Annotated in this window: 14 protein-coding genes; 6 read left to right on the top strand and 8 right to left on the bottom strand. The window is 66.1% G+C overall.

Features of this window, described 5'->3' with window-relative positions:
• The first annotated feature begins 86 nt into the window (after window positions 1-86).
• Window positions 87-1,157, top strand: coding sequence for a cell division protein ZapE (gene zapE, locus VUG52_RS17870; protein ID WP_050705087.1), 1,071 nt, complete (start codon window positions 87-89; stop codon window positions 1,155-1,157).
• Window positions 1,158-1,284: 127 nt separating this feature from the next.
• Here zapE and VUG52_RS17875 read toward each other — a convergent pair whose 3' ends face one another.
• Entirely contained in the window at window positions 1,285-3,174 is a 1,890-nt protein-coding gene (locus VUG52_RS17875) for a propionyl-CoA synthetase (RefSeq protein ID WP_050705086.1), read from the bottom strand.
• 153 nt (window positions 3,175-3,327) lie between these two features.
• Between VUG52_RS17875 and VUG52_RS17880 the strand changes: the two genes are divergently transcribed.
• Together VUG52_RS17880 and VUG52_RS17885 are read left to right on the top strand one after the other, a co-directional pair.
• On the top strand, window positions 3,328-4,617 hold the full coding sequence (locus VUG52_RS17880) for a leucine-rich repeat-containing protein kinase family protein (protein ID WP_050705085.1): 1,290 nt from the start codon (window positions 3,328-3,330) through the stop codon (window positions 4,615-4,617).
• 61 nt (window positions 4,618-4,678) lie between these two features.
• Entirely contained in the window at window positions 4,679-5,545 is an 867-nt protein-coding gene (locus VUG52_RS17885; protein WP_050705084.1) for a LysR family transcriptional regulator, read from the top strand.
• On the opposite strand, the gene VUG52_RS17890 is transcribed toward VUG52_RS17885, so the two are convergent.
• The 5 genes from VUG52_RS17890 to VUG52_RS17910 all read right to left on the bottom strand — a co-directional run bounded on the left by VUG52_RS17890 (window position 5,519) and on the right by VUG52_RS17910 (window position 9,647).
• Window positions 5,519-6,676 (bottom strand): HPP family protein, encoded by a 1,158-nt coding sequence (locus VUG52_RS17890; RefSeq protein ID WP_050705083.1) that lies wholly within the window; start codon window positions 6,674-6,676, stop codon window positions 5,519-5,521. The two genes, VUG52_RS17885 and VUG52_RS17890, sit on opposite strands and share 27 nt — an antisense overlap.
• A gap of 363 nt (window positions 6,677-7,039) precedes the next feature.
• Entirely contained in the window at window positions 7,040-8,359 is a 1,320-nt protein-coding gene (locus tag VUG52_RS17895; RefSeq protein ID WP_050705082.1) for a sensor histidine kinase, read from the bottom strand.
• Entirely contained in the window at window positions 8,356-9,024 is a 669-nt protein-coding gene (locus tag VUG52_RS17900; protein ID WP_050705081.1) for a response regulator transcription factor, read from the bottom strand. The genes VUG52_RS17895 and VUG52_RS17900 overlap by 4 nt, the downstream gene beginning before the upstream one ends.
• Complete coding sequence (locus VUG52_RS17905; protein WP_050705080.1) at window positions 9,025-9,339, bottom strand: PepSY domain-containing protein; 315 nt, start codon at window positions 9,337-9,339, stop codon at window positions 9,025-9,027.
• A complete protein-coding gene (locus VUG52_RS17910; RefSeq protein WP_050705079.1) occupies window positions 9,339-9,647 on the bottom strand; it encodes a PepSY domain-containing protein in 309 nt (102 codons plus the stop codon). Before VUG52_RS17910 ends, VUG52_RS17905 begins: the two co-directional genes overlap by 1 nt.
• Window positions 9,648-9,973: 326 nt before the next feature.
• Between VUG52_RS17910 and VUG52_RS17915 the strand changes: the two genes are divergently transcribed.
• Both VUG52_RS17915 and queD read left to right on the top strand, forming a co-directional pair.
• A complete protein-coding gene (locus VUG52_RS17915; RefSeq protein ID WP_050705078.1) occupies window positions 9,974-11,053 on the top strand; it encodes a patatin-like phospholipase family protein in 1,080 nt (359 codons plus the stop codon).
• 53 nt (window positions 11,054-11,106) lie between these two features.
• Window positions 11,107-11,463, top strand: coding sequence for a 6-carboxytetrahydropterin synthase QueD (gene queD, locus VUG52_RS17920; protein ID WP_023630589.1), 357 nt, complete (start codon window positions 11,107-11,109; stop codon window positions 11,461-11,463).
• Between the two features lie 60 nt (window positions 11,464-11,523).
• Here the strand turns inward: queD and VUG52_RS17925 are convergent, their stop codons facing one another.
• On the bottom strand, window positions 11,524-12,003 hold the full coding sequence (locus VUG52_RS17925; protein ID WP_050705077.1) for a DUF1289 domain-containing protein: 480 nt from the start codon (window positions 12,001-12,003) through the stop codon (window positions 11,524-11,526).
• Window positions 12,004-12,412: 409 nt separating this feature from the next.
• On the opposite strand from VUG52_RS17925, the gene acnB reads away from it, so the two are divergent.
• A complete protein-coding gene (acnB, locus tag VUG52_RS17930; RefSeq protein WP_050705076.1) occupies window positions 12,413-15,022 on the top strand; it encodes a bifunctional aconitate hydratase 2/2-methylisocitrate dehydratase in 2,610 nt (869 codons plus the stop codon).
• A 196-nt stretch (window positions 15,023-15,218) separates the two neighbouring features.
• Here the strand turns inward: acnB and prpD are convergent, their stop codons facing one another.
• Window positions 15,219-16,703, bottom strand: a complete 1,485-nt coding sequence (gene prpD / locus VUG52_RS17935; RefSeq protein WP_331831837.1) for a 2-methylcitrate dehydratase — start codon at window positions 16,701-16,703, stop codon at window positions 15,219-15,221.
• Window positions 16,704-16,753: the final 50 nt, after the last annotated feature.

Below are 16,753 nucleotides of genomic sequence, written 5' to 3' on the forward strand. Positions count from 1 at the left end.
TTGCCCGGCACATTCTCGATTGGTCAAAATGCCCGGCGTCGCGCAAGCTGCGCCCTGCCCCAGATCCGCCCCGAGGAGCCCGCCACTTGTCCACCTGGATTCCCGCGCCCTTGCGCCTGCTCGGCCAGCGCCTGCGCCACGAACCACCTGCGGACACCGCCCTTGCGGGCTACTTCCAGGACCGCGCGGCCGAACGCGGCTACACCCTGAGTGACGGGCAACGCCGGGTAATCGCGGCAATGGCCACGCTGTTGGCCGCACTCGCGACGGGCCAGGCACGCAGCCTGTACCTGCACGGTGCGGTCGGACGCGGCAAGAGCTGGCTGCTCGATGGTTTCTTCCAGGCCGTGCCGACCGTGGCCAAGCGTCGCCTGCACTTCCATGATTTCTTCGCCCGCCTGCACCAGGGGATGCATCGCCATCGGGCGCTGGACGATGCCCTGGAGGCGACCCTCGACGAGCTACTGGGGGATTGCCGGGTATTGTGTTTCGACGAGTTCCACGTCCACGACATCGGCGACGCCATGCTGCTCACCCGGCTGTTCGATGCCCTGTTCGCCCGTGGCGTGTTCCTGCTGGTCACCTCCAACTACGCCCCCGAGGGGCTGCTGCCCAATCCGCTGTACCACCAGCGCTTCCTGCCGGTGATCCGCCTGATCAACAGCCGCATGCAGGTGCTGGAAGTGAACGGGGACACGGATTTTCGCAGCCTGCCGGCCAACCGCGCGCATCAGCGGTTTACCCAGGGGCATTATGTCTGGCCGGGCACCCCGGAGCAGTGTCAGGCGATGGCGCTGCCGACAACTTCGCCATGCGTGCTGGAGATCAACAAACGGCCGCTGCGCGCCCTGGCCTGCGAGGAACGGCTGGTAATGTTTGCCTTCGACGACCTCTGCGAGCAGCCCACCGCGGTGATCGACTACCTGGCGCTGGCCGAGCACTATGACCACTGGATCATCGTGGGCCTGGACGACCTGGCCGAATGCTCGCTGGCGGCGCAGCAGCGCTTCGTCAACCTGGTGGATGTGCTGTATGACCAGGATCGCCAGGTGACGGTGATCGGCAAACGGCCGTTGGAGCAGAGCCTGGGCGGGTCGCTGGCCGACCTGATGCGTACCCGCAGCCGGTTGGGGCAGTTGCATCAGGTGGGGGCCTAAGCACCAGCCTTTTCAAGGGCGCCCGGCTTGGAGTTGCCAGGGCTGCTTTGCAGCCTTTCGCGGCACAAGGCCGCTCCTACAGAGGATTGCACTCCCCCTGTAGGAGCGGGCTTGCCCCGCGATGACTTCAACCTGCCCTGGGCAGGTCTGCCAGCACGCCTTCAATTTCAGCCAGCACCGCCGGATCATCCAGTGTCGAGGGCGGCACATAGTCCTGCCCATCGGCGATCTTGCGCAGCACCGCCCGCAGGATCTTGCCCGAGCGGGTCTTGGGCAGGCGCTTGACCAGGCGCACCCGGTTGAAGCAGGCCAGCGCACCGATCTGTTCGCGCACGCTGGCCACCAGTTCGCCCTGCAACTGCGCCTCGCCAATGCCCTGGCCGTCCTTGAGCACCACCAGTGCCAACGGCACCTGGCCCTTGATCTCGTCGTGCACGCCGATCACCGCGCACTCGGCCACTGCCGGATGACGCGCCACCAGGTCCTCCATTTCACCGGTGGACAACCGATGCCCGGAGACGTTGATCACATCATCGGTGCGCCCCATGATGTAGACGAAGCCGTCCTCGTCCAGGTAGCCACCGTCACCGGTGTGGTAATAGCCAGGGTAGCTGTGCAGGTACGCCTGCAGGTAGCGCTCGTGGTCGCCCCACAGCGTCTGGCTGCACCCCGGCGGCAACGGCAGGGCGATGACGATCGCGCCCTGCTGGTTGGGCCCCAGCGGCTTGCCGTCGTCGTCCAGCACCTGCACGTGATAACCCGGTACCGCGCGGTTGCTCGACCCCGGCCGCGCCGCGCTGCCTTCGAGGCCGACGCAGGGCGCGGTCACCGGCCAGCCGGTCTCGGTCTGCCACCAGTGGTCGTGCACCGGCTTGCCGCTGACCCGCTCGAGCCATTCATGGGTACTCGAATCAAGCTTCTCTCCGGCCAGGAACAGCTGGCGCAGCGAGCCGAGGTCATGACGGCGGATCAGCTCGCCTTCCGGATCCTCCTTGCGGATCGCACGCATGGCGGTGGGTGCGCAGAACAAGCCGTTGACCTTGTACTGCTCCACCACCCGCCAGTAGGCCGAGGCATCCGGGGTGCGGATCGGCTTGCCCTCGTAGAACACCGTGGTACAGCCGCTCATCAGCGGCCCATAGACGATCAGCGAATGGCCGACCACCCAGCCCACATCGGAAATCCCCCACCACACATCACCCGCCTGCATGCCGTAGACATGGCGCATGGCATAGCACAGGGCGACCGCGTTGCCGCCGTTCTCGCGAACGATGCCCTTGGGTTTGCCGGTGGTGCCGGAGGTGTACATGATGTACAGCGGGTCACCCGCGTCCAGCTCCACTGGTGCCACCGGCTCGGCGCCGACCAGCGCCTGCTGCCAGTCCAGGTCGCGCCCGGCCTGCAGCTCAGCACGCGCCTGCGGGCGTTGCAGCACCAGTACATGCCGCGGCTGATGGAGGGCCAGCTGCAGGGCGCGGTCGACCAGGGGCTTGTATTCGATCACCCGGTCGAACTCCAGCCCGCACGAGGCCGTGAGCAGCAGTGCCGGCCGGGCATCGTCGATGCGCAGGGCCAGCTCGTTGGCGGCAAAGCCGCCGAATACCACCGAATGCACCGCGCCGATGCGGGCGCAGGCGAGCATGGCCATGGCCGCCTGGGGCACCATCGGCATATAGATGATCACCCCGTCGCCCTTGCCCACGCCCAGCGAACGCAGCAGCCCGGCCAGACGCGCCACCTCGTCGCGCAGCTGGTGGTAGGTGAAGGTCTGCTGCACGCCGGTCACCGGCGAATCGTAGATCAGCGCCAGCTGTTCGCCACGGCCCTGCTCGATCTGGTGGTCGAGGGCCAGGTGGCAGCTGTTGAGGCGGCCGTCGGCGAACCAGCGGTGGGTGCCGTCGGCGTTCTGCTGCAGGGCCTGGGTCGGCTTGCGCTGCCAGGCCAGCTGCTCGGCCTGGGCCTGCCAGAAGGCGGCGGGATCGGAAATGGAATGGGCGTAGCTGTGCTGATAGGTCATTGTTTCGCAACCCGGTACTTGTTGTTATTGAAGGGCGAACCTTGAGTATGGACCGGGGTGACAGCGCCGCCATCGGACTTAAGTCGCAACCCATATGCAGATTTGCCGCACCCGAGCGCTTACAATGCTCGGCCCCGAACACAGAACAGTCCCATGCATACCCTCGACGACCTGCGCGCCGGCCGCCTGCGCGGCATCACCCGCCTGAACCTCTGCCAGGAACTGACCGATTTCCCCCGGGAGATCTTCGACCTGGCCGACAGCCTCGAGGTGCTCGACCTCACCGGCAACAGGCTGAGCGACCTGCCCGCAGACCTGCACCGCCTGACCCGGCTCAAGGTGCTGTTCTGCTCCAACAACCGCTTCACCCACCTGCCCCACGCCATCGGCCGTTGCCAGGTGCTCGAGACCGCAGGTTTCAGGGGCAACCGCATCACCCGGGTCGACGCACAGGCGCTGCCGCCCTCGCTGCGTTCGCTGGTGCTCACCGACAACGCGCTGGAGCAACTGCCCGAAGCCTTGGGCGACTGTGCTCAGTTGCAGAAACTGATGCTCGCCGGCAATCGCCTGCGCGGCCTGCCGCAAAGCCTGGCGCGCTGCGAACGGCTGGAGCTGCTGCGCATCGCCAGCAACCGCCTGCAGGCCCTGCCCGACTGGCTGCTGCGCATGCCACGCCTGGCCTGGCTGGCGTATGCCGACAACCCACTGCCGCCGGGCCTGGTGGCGCCCGCCGCGGACGGGCACTGCCCTGTGCTGCACTGGCAGGACATCGACCTTGGGCAGGAACTCGGCCGCGGCGCCTCCGGGGTGATTCACCGTGCCCACCTGCGCGACCAGGATGCCCCGGTGGCGGTCAAGCTGTACAAGGGCGCGATCACCAGCGATGGCTCGCCGCTGGCGGAAATGAGCGCCTGCATCGCCGCCGGTGACCACCCGCAACTGGTGCGCCTGGCCGGACGCATCGACGACCACCCGCAACAGCTACCGGCCCTGGTGATGCAACTGATCGACGCGCACTGGTCGAACCTGGCCGGTCCTCCCAGCCTCGACAGCTGCACCCGCGACCGCTACCCGGACAACCGCCCCCTGACCCTGCCCGCCCTGCGCCGCCTGGTCGGTGGCATCGCCTCGGTCTGCGCCCACCTGCATGAGCGTGGCTTGAGCCATGGCGACCTCTATGCCCACAACATCCTGTTCGACGACGATGGCCAGTGCCTGCTGGGTGACTTCGGCGCCGCCTCGTTCCATCCGCAGGACGGCGGCGCCCAGGCCCAGGCGCTCGAACGCCTGGAGGTGCGCGCCTTCGGCATCCTCCTGGAGGAACTGCTGCAGCAGTGCGCCGCGCAGGAGCACGTGTTGCTGGCACTGGCGCTAAGCTGCCAACAGGCCGATGTGATGGCTCGCCCGTCCTTCGCCAGCCTGGAGGCGCAATTGCGCGGTTAAGCGCCCCACAACGGTGCAAAGCCTCTAGAATAGGCCACCCCTCCCGCCACAGAACCGCCCCATGGATATCGAGCAGGCCCGCACCTTCCTGGAAATCGTCCGCTGCGGCAGCCTGGTCGCCGCCGCCGAGCGCCTGTTCGTGTCGCAGACCGCGATCAGCGCCCGGGTCCAGCGCCTGGAGCAGCAACTGGGCTGCCAGCTGTTCGTGCGCAGCCGCAATGGCGCCAGCCTCACCAGCGACGGCGAGGCGTTCGTCAGCTATGCCAACCAGCTGGTGCAGACCTGGGAAGCGGCACGCCGCGACCTGCCGCTGCCCCAGGGCTGCCAGCAGGTGCTGCACGTGGGCGCCGAGGTGAGCCTGGGCAATCCGATGCTGCTCGACTGGGTCAGCGCCCTGCATTGCGAGCTGCCCAGCCACGCCATCCGCAGCGAGGTCAGCGACGGCGAATCGCTGTTGCGCAAGGTGCAGATGGGGCTGCTCGATGCCGCGCTGGTCTACCAACCGACCTATGGCCCGGGCCTGCAGGTCGAGCAACTGATGGAAGAGAAGCTGATCCGCGTGCGTCGGGTCGATGCACCCGATCCGTATGTCTATATCGACTGGGGCGAGGCATTCCGCCGCCAGCACGATGCCGCCCTACCCGACCTGTCACGCCCGGCCTTGAGCTTCAACCTTGGGCCACTGGCCCTGCAGTTCATCCTCGACCGCGGCGGCAGCGGCTATTTCCGCACGCGAGTGGTGCAGGCCTACCTGCAAAGCGGCGTGTTCGAGCGCGTGCCCCAGGCGCCGGAGTTCACCTACCCGACCTTCCTGGTGCATGCCCGCGAGCGTGACAGCGAGGCGCTGCAGCGGGCCTTCGCGGTACTGCGCCGGCTGGTGGCCGCCGGCGAGAGTGACTGGTCACAACGCTGGGACCCGCTGATCTAAGCCCGACGCGGCGGCCCTGAGCAGGTGTCGCTTGAGGCCGGCGATCAGGTCGGTCTGGGTGATCACTCCCACCAGACGCTCGCCGTCGAGTACCGGCAGGCAGTGCAAGCCTTGTTCACTGAGCAACGGCAGCAAGCGTTCCAGGGGTTGCTCGCCGTCGACACTGACCACTTGGCGGCTCATCACCTGTTCCAGGCGCACGGGCTGGCGACGGAACAGACCACGCCAGCTGAACCGCCCACGGGCCATTGCCGCGCCGATCAGGTCGCTGAGGCTGACGATGCCGACCAGGCGGCCATCTTCCAGCACCGGCAGGGTCTTCAGGTGATGATCGGCGAGTATCCGCCAGGCCTGCTCCAGGGTGGTGGCCGGGGTGGCGGCCTGTACGTCACGGGACATCACCGAGCGCGCGGTGATGCCGCCCAGGCTGCGCTGCAGGGCATGCTGCTCGGTGGCCAGGATGATGCGTTCCAGCTCGTCGCGGGTGACGTCGACGAATTCACCGATCTCTGCCAGGGCCTGGTCCAGGTCTTCGCCACGGATACCGACCCGCTCACCTGGCAATGGATCGTGGGTATGGTGCAGGTCCTTGCGCGGCGCCGCTCCCTTGGGGTAACGAACCCCGGTCAGGCGGTTGTACAGCACAGCCACGCCCACCAGCACCAGCGCATTGAGCAGTACCGGTTCGAGCAGGTGGTCGCCCATGGCCACCAGGCCCGGATCGGCCAGCACCGCGCTCACCGCCACGCCGCCACCGGGCGGGTGCAGGCAGCGCAGCAGGCACATCACCAGGATCGCGACACCCAGCGCGGCGGCCGCCACCCACAGGCCATCACCGAAACCGTGGCGCATGGCCAGGCCCACCACGCCGGCCACGGCATAGCTGCCCAGCACCGGCCAGGGCTGGGCCAGGGGCCCGGAGTGCACGGCGAACACCAGCACCGCCGAGGCGGCCAACGGGCCAAGCAGGTGCAGGGCGATGGATGGGCCGTAGGCCAGGCTGCACAGGTAGCCGGCGAGAAACAGGCCGAGCAGCGCGCCGAGGCCAGCGCGCAGCCACTCTTTTGGGGGAATGTTCAGGGGCGCCGGAAGCAGGCGCTGCAAGCGGGATGGGGGACGCGAGGCAGGCATCGAGGTATTCGGATCGTGTTCTTGTGCGGAAAAAGAAAGCCCAGCGCGACCGGCCTGGGCCCTGTGTTGCGCAATGCAATGGCGCAAGGGACTCCGTCCATGGAGAGATGGAAACCGCAGGGTTTCGTGGGGAGGGATTGTGCCGGGAGTGGACAGTGACGGGCCAATTCAAAAAACTGCGGCTGTGCTGCAATTTTTTTGCAGGGTTGATCCGCTTATGCGCATCCCCTGTAGGAGCGGCCTTGTGCCGCGAAAGGGGCGCGTAGCGGCCCCACGATCTCTACATCATGCAAAATCGTCGGGGCTGCTGCGCAGCCCTTTCGCGGCACAAGGCCGCTCCTACAGGGCCTTGCATAGCCCGGATCAACGTCCTTTGCGCGGCAGATCAATGCTGACCCGCAGCCCGCCCTGTGGGCTTTCCAGCAGCGCAATCCGCCCGCCCCAGGCCTCGACGATATCGCGCACGATGCCCAGCCCCAGGCCATGGCCGTCGACCTGCTCGTCCAGCCGCGAGCCGCGCTCGAGCACCTGCAGCCGCTGCGTCTCGGGGATGCCCGGGCCATCGTCGTCCACCCACAGTTGGTAACCCTCGGCGATCGGCGCGATACCCAGGCGCACCTCGCTGTCGGCCCATTTGCAGGCGTTGTCCAGCAGGTTGCCGAGCAACTCCAGCAGGTCCTCACGGTCCCAGGGCAGCAACAACCCGGGCGGTACATCGCGTTCGAGCAGCAGGCCTTCGCCATGGATCATGCCCAGGGTCGCCAGCAGCCCCGGCAACTCGGCGTCGCAGTCGAACTGCGCGCCCGGCAGCGCGTCGCCGGCCAGGCGCGCACGGTTGAGCTCGCGTGCCAGGCGCTGCTGGATCTGCTCCAGCTGCTCGCGCATTTGTGCCCGCACCTCGGGCAACCCCTGCAGGCGCTCGCTGGCGGCCAGGCTGAGCAGTACCGCCAGTGGCGTCTTCAAGGCATGGCCGAGGTTGCCCAGGGCATTGCGCGAGCGGCGCAGGCTGTCCTCGGTGTGGGCCAGCAGGTGGTTGATCTGGTCCACCAGTGGTTGCAGCTCGCTGGGCACCTCGGCGTCCAGTTGCGAACGCTGGCCCTGCTGCAGTTGGGCGATCTGCTGGCGCGCCCGCTCCAGCGGGCGCAGCGAGCGGGTCACGGTGATGCGCTGCAGCACCAGCACCAGCAGCAACGCCACCAGGCCCAGGCCCAGGCCGATCTGCTGCATGTGCCGGAAGCCCTCGCGCACCGGCGAATAATCCTGGGCCACGCTGATCGAGATGTCCTGCCCCAGGCGCCGGTAATCACCACGATAGGCCAGCAGTTGCTGACCCTCGGGGCCCAGCTCGTGGCCATCGTCCAGCCCCGGCTTGCCGGGCTTGGGCATATCCATGTCCCACAACGAACGCGAGCGCCAGGTGCCCTGGTCGAAATCGATACGGAAGTAATAGCCCGAGAACGGCTGCTGATAAGCCGCCGACAGCCGTCGCTCGTCCAGTTGCAGGCCGGACGGGCCACGCACCAGCGCCACCAGCAGGTTCTCGCTTTCCTTGCGCAGGCCGGCTTCCAGGTAGCGTTGCAGGCCAGCCTCGAACAGCCACAGGGTCAACTGCGCCAGGGCCAGCCCCACCACCACCAGCACCGCCACCAGGCCCAGGCTCAGGCGCGCCTGGATCGACTTCACGCGGCGCTCCCGGCGTACACGTAGCCCTGGCCGCGACGGGTCTCGATCACGCTGCGGCCGAGTTTGCGTCGCAGGTGATTGACGTGCACTTCCAGCACGTTGGAGTCGCGCTCGGTTTCGCCGTCATACAGGTGCTCGGCCAGGTGGCTCTTGGACAGCACCTGCCCCGGGTGCAGCATGAAGTAGCGCAGCAGTCGGAACTCGGCGGCGGTGAGCTGGACATCGACACCCTCGCGGCTCACGCACTGGCGCGATTCGTCCAGGTGCAGGCCGGCCGCTTCCAGCTTCGGCTGGTTGGCCAGCCCCTTGGCCCGACGCAGCAGGGCCTGGATGCGCAGTTGCAGCTCCTCGGGGTGGAACGGCTTGCTCAAGTAGTCGTCGGCGCCTGCCTTGAGCCCCTCGATCCGCTCGGCCCAGGAGCCGCGGGCGGTGAGGATCAGCACCGGGGTGGCCAGGCCGGCCGCGCGCCACTGCGCCAGCACCTCGAGCCCCGGCAAGCCGGGCAGGCCGAGGTCGAGGATGATCAGGTCGTAGGGTTCGCTCTGGCCCTGGTACACCGCATCGCGGCCATCGGCCAGCCAGTCCACGGCGTAGCCCTGGCGTTGCAGGGCGGCGGTCAGTTCGTCGGCCAGGGGGACATTGTCCTCGACAAGCAGCAGGCGCATTCAGTCGTCTTCCTCGTCTTTGAGCAACTCGCCGGTGCGGGCATCGAGCTTGATCTCGCGCACCACGCCAGCCGGGGTCAGCAGTTCAACCTCGTACTCGTAGCGCTCGTGCTTCTCTTCCAGCTCCGCTTCCAACAGCCGCGCCCCGGGGTAACGCCCCAGGGCGGACTCGAGCAGTTGCTCCAGCGGCAGGATGATGCCCTTTTGCCGAAGGGCCAGGGCTTCATCCTGATCCAGGTCGCGCGCGGCGGCCAGCGAACACACGACCATCAGGGCCAAGGCCAGGTAGCGTGCCGTTCGCGGTAGTGCAGGCATCAGTTGTCTCGCTCGTCCTTCAGGACTTCACCGGTCTTGGCGTCAAGGTCCACATCCCATTCGACGTTCTGGGCATCGCGCAGGTCGACCTTGTAGATGTAGCGGCCATACTCGTTTTCGAGTTCCGAGTCGGTCACGGTGGCGCCGGGGTGCTTGGCGACGGCGGCGGCCTTGAGCTCGTCCAGCGACTTGATGGTCTTGGCGTTCACCAGCTTGACCACTTCGTCGGGCTGCACGTCCTTGGCGAAGGCGGCGTTGGCACCAAAAGCGAGGGCAGCGGCGGTGAACAGGGCAGTCAACGTTTTCATGAGGTTCTCTCCAGCGAGATATGTAATTTGTCTACGGGGTTAAGATTAACCACCGGTCCTTAACTCAACCTGAAAACAGCTGGCCGCATGATAGCGCAGCTCCCAGTGCCACACACATGCGCGCGCCTCTTCAGACAGTTCGCAATCCCAGCAGGTGATCGCTCAGGCAACTGTGCCCCTGTGGGAGCGGGTTTACCCGCGAAGAATCCAGCGCGGTGGATGGCACCGGCTGCGCCGGTGTTCGCGGGTAAACCCGCTCCCACAGGCACCGCGACAGTACCGGCAAAACCTCTATACTGCCCGCCTGCCCCACCCGAGACCCCGCCATGAGCGCCATCCACATCAAGTACCCCGCCCTGACCTTCAAGGCCGGCCAGCGTGCCCTGCGCCAGATCCGCGAGCGCGGCCTGCGGGCCGAAGATGTCGGTGTGCTGCCGGGCGCCGCCGGTGGCCCCAAGCCGCTGGGGATCCAGGGCCTGGACTTGGCGTTGTTCGGTGAATGGCTGCCCAGCGCGCCGCGCCAGCGTGCGCTGATCGGCGCCTCGATCGGTGCCTGGCGCTTCGCCAGCGCCTGCCTCGACGACCCGGTCGCCGGCATCCGCCGTCTGGGCGAGCTGTACACCGAGCAGGACTTCGCCAAGGGCGTGACACCTAAAGAAATCAGCCAGAGCTGCCAGCGCATGCTCGACGACCTGCTGCAAGGCCGCGACGGGCAGGTCCTGGCCAACCCGCACTATCGCCTGAACATCCTGGTGGTGAAGAGCCATGGCCAGCTCGCCCACGACCACCGCGGCCGCCTGGGCATGGGCCTGTCCTCGGTGATTGCCAGCAACCTGCTGGGGCGCTCGCGCCTGGGCCGGCATTTCGAGCGGGTCATCCTCCACGACCAACGCGCCGCCCCGCCGCTTGAGCCACTGACCGACTTCCCGTCGCGCAGCCTGCCGCTGGACCTGGCCAACCTGCGCCACGCCCTGCTCGCCTCGGGCTCGATCCCCATGGTCATGGAAGGCGTGCGCGACATCCCCGGCGCCGGCGCTGGCACCTACCGCGACGGCGGCCTGCTCGACTATCACCTGGACCTGCCCTACCAGGGCGACGACCTGGTGCTCTACCCGCACTTCACCGACAAGGTGGTGCCCGGCTGGTTCGACAAGGCCCTGCCCTGGCGCAAGGGCGACGCCACGCGCCTGCAGAACGTGCTGCTGATGACCCCGTCGCCGCAGTACCTGGCCGCCCTGCCCTACGGCAAGCTGCCGGACCGCAACGACTTCAAGCGCTTCATGGGCGATGCGCCGGGCCGCAGGCGCTACTGGTACCAGGCCATGGCCGAAAGCCGGCGCCTGGGCGACGAACTGCTGGAGCTGATCGCCACCGGGCGGTTGCAGGATCGGTTGCAAGCCTTGTAGCGGGCATGCTGGTAGACTGCGCGCATCGTTGATTCACACAGAGTTATGCCAGCGTGGAAATCTTTAAGGAATTTACCTTCGAATCGGCTCACCGCCTGCCCAACGTCCCTGCCGGCCACAAGTGCGGTCGCCTGCATGGTCACTCGTTCAAGGTCGCCCTGCACCTGACCGGCCCGCTCGATCCGCACACCGGCTGGATCCGCGACTTCTCCGAGATCAAGGCGATCTTCAAGCCGATCTACGAGCAACTGGACCACAACTACCTGAACGATATTCCCGGCTTGGAAAACCCCACCAGCGAAGTGATCGCCAAGTGGATCTGGGACCAGGTCAAGCCGCTGCTGCCGGAGCTGTCGAAGGTGCGTATCCACGAGACCTGCACCAGCGGTTGCGAGTACACTGGCGACTGATCTGCACCGGCCTTTTCGCGGGTAAACCCGCGAAGAGGCCAGCACTATCACTCCAGAGCTTCAGTCCTGCCCGCGATCCAGGGCATCACGCAAAAAGCTCGGCGCGATATAGCGCTGGTAATGCGCCTCCGACAACAGGAAGAACTCCCGGTCGATGGCATCGCGCAACTGCGGCAACTCCCAATCGCGGAACTCCGGCAGCAGCGCCATCCCGTACGCCTCCAGGTCACGGATCATCCGCGCCCCGCGGGCGATCAGCTGATACGCCCAGCAATACTCCGACTGATGCGCCACGAAGCGGATCGAACGCTGCTCCAGTTGCTGGCGCAGCAGCGCTTTGTCGAACACTTCCAGCTTGGCCATCATCACCTGCACCAGCAGTTGCTCCAGGCGCAGCCAGACCGCGCGCTTCTGCTCGTCGTCGTAACCGTTCCAGTGGATCACTTCGTGGTGAAAGCGCTTGCAGCCGCGGCACACCAGGTCGCCGTAGACCGTGGAGCACAGGCCGACGCAAGGGGTCTTGATGGATTGGTTGGACATGTAGAAACAACGGCTTGGCGGTGGAACACCGGTTCATGTTAGCCCTTTGTCTAACCAGGGTCACCCGTTAAAGTCATCTACGCCGCCTTACTTTCGGCTTATTTTTGCCGTAGAATCACTCCGCCTTTTCAAGGCAACAATGTCCGTTGGAAGCTGTTTTCAAAGCGTCACGAGCACAGTTCATCCGGTAGAACGGCGTTGGCCCTGTCCATGCAAGCGCGCATGGTCACGGCCAACCCCTCATCAGCCTTCCGTTCTACAGGCGTAAAACTTTGAAAGCAGCTTCTGTAAGGATTCTCTGCGACCCTGGCTTGCCGGCCCAAAAAGCCGTCTTGAGCGCATGGGTGCATGGGAATGCTGGATGAGCGTCCCGGACTCCCTTTAGGGACCACTGATGAGGGTAATAACTGTGCTTGAAGCCTACCGCAAACACATCGAAGAGCGTGCCGCTCTGGGTATCGTGCCCCAGCCGCTGAACGCCGAACAAACTGCAGGCCTGGTCGAGCTGCTGAAAAACCCGCCGGCCGGCGAAGAAGCCTTCCTCGTAGACCTGATCACCAACCGCGTTCCGCCAGGGGTGGACGAAGCCGCCTACGTCAAGGCCGCGTTCCTCTCCGCCGTCGCCAAGGGTGAAGCCAAGTCCCCGCTGATCGACCGCAAGCACGCCACCGAGCTGCTGGGCACCATGCAGGGCGGCTACAACATCGAGACGCTGGTCGCGCTGCTGGACGACGCCGAACTGGGCGCCGTCGCGGCCGAACAGCTCAAGCACACCCTGCTGATGTTCGATGCCTTCCACGATGTGGCCGAAAAAGCCAAGGCGGGCAACGCCCACGCCAAGGCCGTACTGGAGTCCTGGGCTGCCGGCGAGTGGTTCACCAGCCGTCCGGCGATCGCCGACAAGTACACCCTGACCGTGTTCAAGGTACCTGGCGAAACCAACACCGACGACCTGTCCCCTGCCCCGGACGCCTGGTCGCGCCCTGACATCCCGCTGCACGCCCTGGCCATGCTGAAAATGGCCCGTGACGGCATCGAGCCGCAGCAGCCAGGTTCGGTCGGCCCGCTGGCCCAGATCGAAGCCGTGAAAGCCAAAGGCTTCCCGGTTGCCTACGTCGGTGACGTGGTCGGTACCGGCTCCTCGCGTAAATCCGCCACCAACTCGGTGCTGTGGTTCTTCGGCGACGACATCCCGTTTGTTCCGAACAAGCGCGCCGGTGGTTTCTGCTTCGGCACCAAGATCGCTCCGATCTTCTACAACACCATGGAAGACGCCGGCGCCCTGCCGATCGAATTCGACTGCACCAACCTGGCCATGGGCGACGTCATCGACGTCTACCCGTTCAAGGGTGAAGTACGCCGTCACGGCAGCGACGAACTGGTCACCAACTTCGAGCTGAAAACCGAAGTACTGCTCGACGAAGTTCGCGCCGGTGGCCGTATCCCGCTGATCGTCGGCCGTGGCCTGACCGAGAAAGCCCGCGCCGAACTGGGCCAGGCCCCATCGGACCTGTTCAAGAAACCCGAGCAGCCAGCCGCTTCGACCAAGGGCTTCACCCTGGCGCAGAAGATGGTCGGTCGCGCCTGCGGCCTGCCGGAAGGCCAGGGCGTGCGTCCAGGTGCCTACTGCGAGCCGAAGATGACCACCGTCGGTTCCCAGGACACCACGGGCCCGATGACCCGCGACGAGCTGAAAGACCTGGCGTGCCTGGGCTTCTCCGCCGACCTGGTGATGCAGTCGTTCTGCCACACCGCGGCCTATCCGAAGCCGATCGACGTCACCACCCACCACACCCTGCCAGACTTCATCCGCACCCGTGGCGGCGTGTCGCTGCGCCCGGGCGACGGCATCATCCACAGCTGGCTGAACCGCATGCTGATGCCTGACACCGTGGGTACCGGTGGCGACTCGCACACCCGCTTCCCGATCGGCATCTCGTTCCCGGCAGGTTCCGGCCTGGTGGCCTTCGCCGCCGCCACCGGCGTCATGCCGCTGGACATGCCGGAGTCGATCCTGGTTCGCTTCAAGGGCAAGCTGCAGCCAGGCATCACCCTGCGTGACCTGGTTCATGCCATCCCTTACTACGCCATCCAGAAGGGCCTGCTGACCGTCGAGAAGAAAGGCAAGAAGAACGCCTTCTCCGGCCGCATCCTGGAGATCGAAGGCCTGAACGACCTGACCGTCGAGCAAGCCTTCGAGCTGTCCGACGCCTCGGCCGAACGTTCCGCCGCCGGTTGCACCATCAAGCTGCCAGAGAAGGCCATCGCCGAGTACCTGCAGTCCAACATCACCCTGCTGCGCTGGATGATCGGCGAAGGCTACGGCGATGCCCGCACCCTGGAGCGCCGCGCCCAGGCCATGGAAGCCTGGCTGGCCAAGCCTGAGCTGCTGTCGGCCGACGCCGATGCCGAATACGCCGAGATCATCGAGATCGACCTGGCCGACGTCAAGGAGCCTGTGCTCTGCGCGCCGAACGACCCGGACGATGCCCGCCTGCTGTCCTCGGTACAGGGCGAGAAGATCGACGAAGTGTTCATCGGCTCGTGCATGACCAACATCGGTCACTTCCGCGCCGCCGGCAAGCTGCTGGACAAGGTCAAGGGTGGCATTCCGACCCGTCTGTGGCTGGCTCCGCCAACCAAGATGGACGCCCACCAGCTGACCGAGGAAGGCTACTACGGCATCTACGGCAAGGCTGGCGCGCGCATGGAAATGCCAGGCTGCTCGCTGTGCATGGGTAACCAGGCACGTGTGCAGACCGGTTCCACCGTGGTCTCCACCTCGACCCGTAACTTCCCGAACCGTCTGGGCGACGCCACCAACGTGTACCTGGCCTCGGCCGAGCTGGCTGCGGTCGCTTCGATCATCGGCAAGCTGCCGACCGTCGAGGAGTACATGCAGTACGCGAAAGACATCGACAGCATGGCTGCCGACGTCTACCGCTACCTGAGCTTCGACCAGATCGCCGAGTTCCGCGAAGCGGCCGCCAACGCCAAGATCCCGGTGGTTCAGGCGTAAGCTGAGCGGCAAGTTGTAAGCTGCAAACTACAAGAAGAAGCCCCGGCAGAAATGCCGGGGCTTTTTTGTGCTGTTTGTGCTGGCTTTGCTGGCCTCTTCGCGGCTAAAGCCGCTCCCACAGGCCCATCGGAATCTTGAAGATTTCGGGTCTTCTGTGGGAGCGGCTTTAGCCGCGAAGAGGCCGGTACAGGCCAGCTCAGATCACGAACAGTTCAACAAAGCAGTGCACCGCCATCTGCTCAAGCGCCTGCTGATCCCTGCACAGTTCGGAGATTTGCTCACAGCGCTGCCGCGCAAATCGCGTCGCCAGGTTCTCGCGGAACTTGGCCTCGAGCAACGGCATCCCCTCCTCCCGCCGACGCCGATGCCCGATCGGGTACTCCACCACCACCTGCGGCGTGTGCGAGCCGTCCTTGAAGAACACCTGCACGCCATTGGCGATGGAGCGTTTGTCGGCCTCCAGGTACTCGCGACTGAAGCGCGGCTCCTCGACGATCACCATCTTCTCGCGCAGCCGGTCGATGCTCGGGTGCGCGGCATGGAAGGCATCCTCGTAGTGCTCAGCCACCAGGTCGCCGAAGATCAGCGGCACGGCGGTCATGTACTGCAGGCAGTGATCACGGTCCGCAGCATTGGCCAGCGGCCCTTCCTTGGAAATGATGCGAATCGCCGACTCATGGGTGGTGATGACGATCCGGTCGATCTCGTGCAGGCGGTTGCGCACCTGCGGGTGCAGGGTCACCGCGGCTTCGCAGGCGGTCTGGGCGTGGAACTCGGCGGGGAAGCTGATCTTGAACAGCACGTTTTCCATCACGTAGCTGCCCAATGGCTGCGGCAGGCGCAGTTCACGCAGCGGTTCGGGCTTGAGCGCCAGGTCCTTGTTGGTGTGGCTGAACGACACATCGTAGAAGCCCCACTGTCTGGCGGTCAGCGCACCGGGCACGCCCATCTCGCCACGCAGGGCGATATCGGCCAGGCGCACGCCGCGACTGGAGGCATCCCCCGCCGCCCATGACTTGCGCGAGCCGGCATTGGGCGCATGGCGGTAGGTGCGCAGGGCCTGGCCATCGACGAAGGCGTGGGACAGCGCCGACAGCAGTTGCTCGCGATTGGCGCCCATCAGCTTGGCGCAGACCGCGGTGGAGGCGACCTTGACCAACAGCACATGGTCCAGGCCGACCCGGTTGAAGGAGTTCTCCAGCGCCAGCACGCCCTGGATCTCGTGGGCCATGACCATGGCATCGAGCACCTCGCGCATGACCAGGGGCGCCTCGCCATTAGCCACGCGCTGTTGCGACAGGTGGTCGGTGACCGCCAGGATGCCGCCGAGGTTGTCCGAGGGATGGCCCCACTCCGCCGCCAGCCAGGTGTCGTTGTAGTCCAGCCAGCGGACAATGCAGCCGATGTCCCAGGCGGCCTTGACCGGGTCGAGGCGGTAGCTGGTGCCGGGCACGCGGGCGCCATGTGGAACAATGGTGCCCTCGACCAGCGGGCCGAGGTGTTTGGTGCATTCGGGGAAGCGCAGGGCCAGCAGGCCGCAGCCCAGGGTGTCCATCAGGCAATGGCGGGCGGTGCTGAGGGCTTCGGGGGAATCCACGCGGTAGCCGAGCACGTAGTCGGCGAGGGTCTGCAGGACCTGGTCGTAGTCTGGGCGGGTGTTGAGGTCTACGTTTGCGCTCATTCGTGGCTCCTTGAAAAAGGGCTGCTTTGCAGCCCATCGCGGGGCAAGCC

Source organism: Pseudomonas sp. LH21, assembly GCF_036549575.1.
Taxonomy (GTDB): domain Bacteria; phylum Pseudomonadota; class Gammaproteobacteria; order Pseudomonadales; family Pseudomonadaceae; genus Aquipseudomonas; species Aquipseudomonas peradeniyensis.

What these genes read in the sequence shown, in the direction of transcription:
- VUG52_RS17875 (WP_050705086.1), bottom strand. Translation starts at nt 3,174, where the DNA reads ATGACCTATCAGCACAGCTACGCCCATTCCATTTCCGATCCCGCCGCC.
- VUG52_RS17880 (WP_050705085.1), top strand. Translation starts at nt 3,328, where the DNA reads ATGCATACCCTCGACGACCTGCGCGCCGGCCGCCTGCGCGGCATCACC.
- VUG52_RS17885 (WP_050705084.1), top strand. Translation starts at nt 4,679, where the DNA reads ATGGATATCGAGCAGGCCCGCACCTTCCTGGAAATCGTCCGCTGCGGC.
- VUG52_RS17890 (WP_050705083.1), bottom strand. Translation starts at nt 6,676, where the DNA reads ATGCCTGCCTCGCGTCCCCCATCCCGCTTGCAGCGCCTGCTTCCGGCG.
- VUG52_RS17900 (WP_050705081.1), bottom strand. Translation starts at nt 9,024, where the DNA reads ATGCGCCTGCTGCTTGTCGAGGACAATGTCCCCCTGGCCGACGAACTG.
- VUG52_RS17905 (WP_050705080.1), bottom strand. Translation starts at nt 9,339, where the DNA reads ATGCCTGCACTACCGCGAACGGCACGCTACCTGGCCTTGGCCCTGATG.
- VUG52_RS17910 (WP_050705079.1), bottom strand. Translation starts at nt 9,647, where the DNA reads ATGAAAACGTTGACTGCCCTGTTCACCGCCGCTGCCCTCGCTTTTGGT.
- VUG52_RS17915 (WP_050705078.1), top strand. Translation starts at nt 9,974, where the DNA reads ATGAGCGCCATCCACATCAAGTACCCCGCCCTGACCTTCAAGGCCGGC.
- VUG52_RS17925 (WP_050705077.1), bottom strand. Translation starts at nt 12,003, where the DNA reads ATGTCCAACCAATCCATCAAGACCCCTTGCGTCGGCCTGTGCTCCACG.
- prpD (WP_331831837.1), bottom strand. Translation starts at nt 16,703, where the DNA reads ATGAGCGCAAACGTAGACCTCAACACCCGCCCAGACTACGACCAGGTC.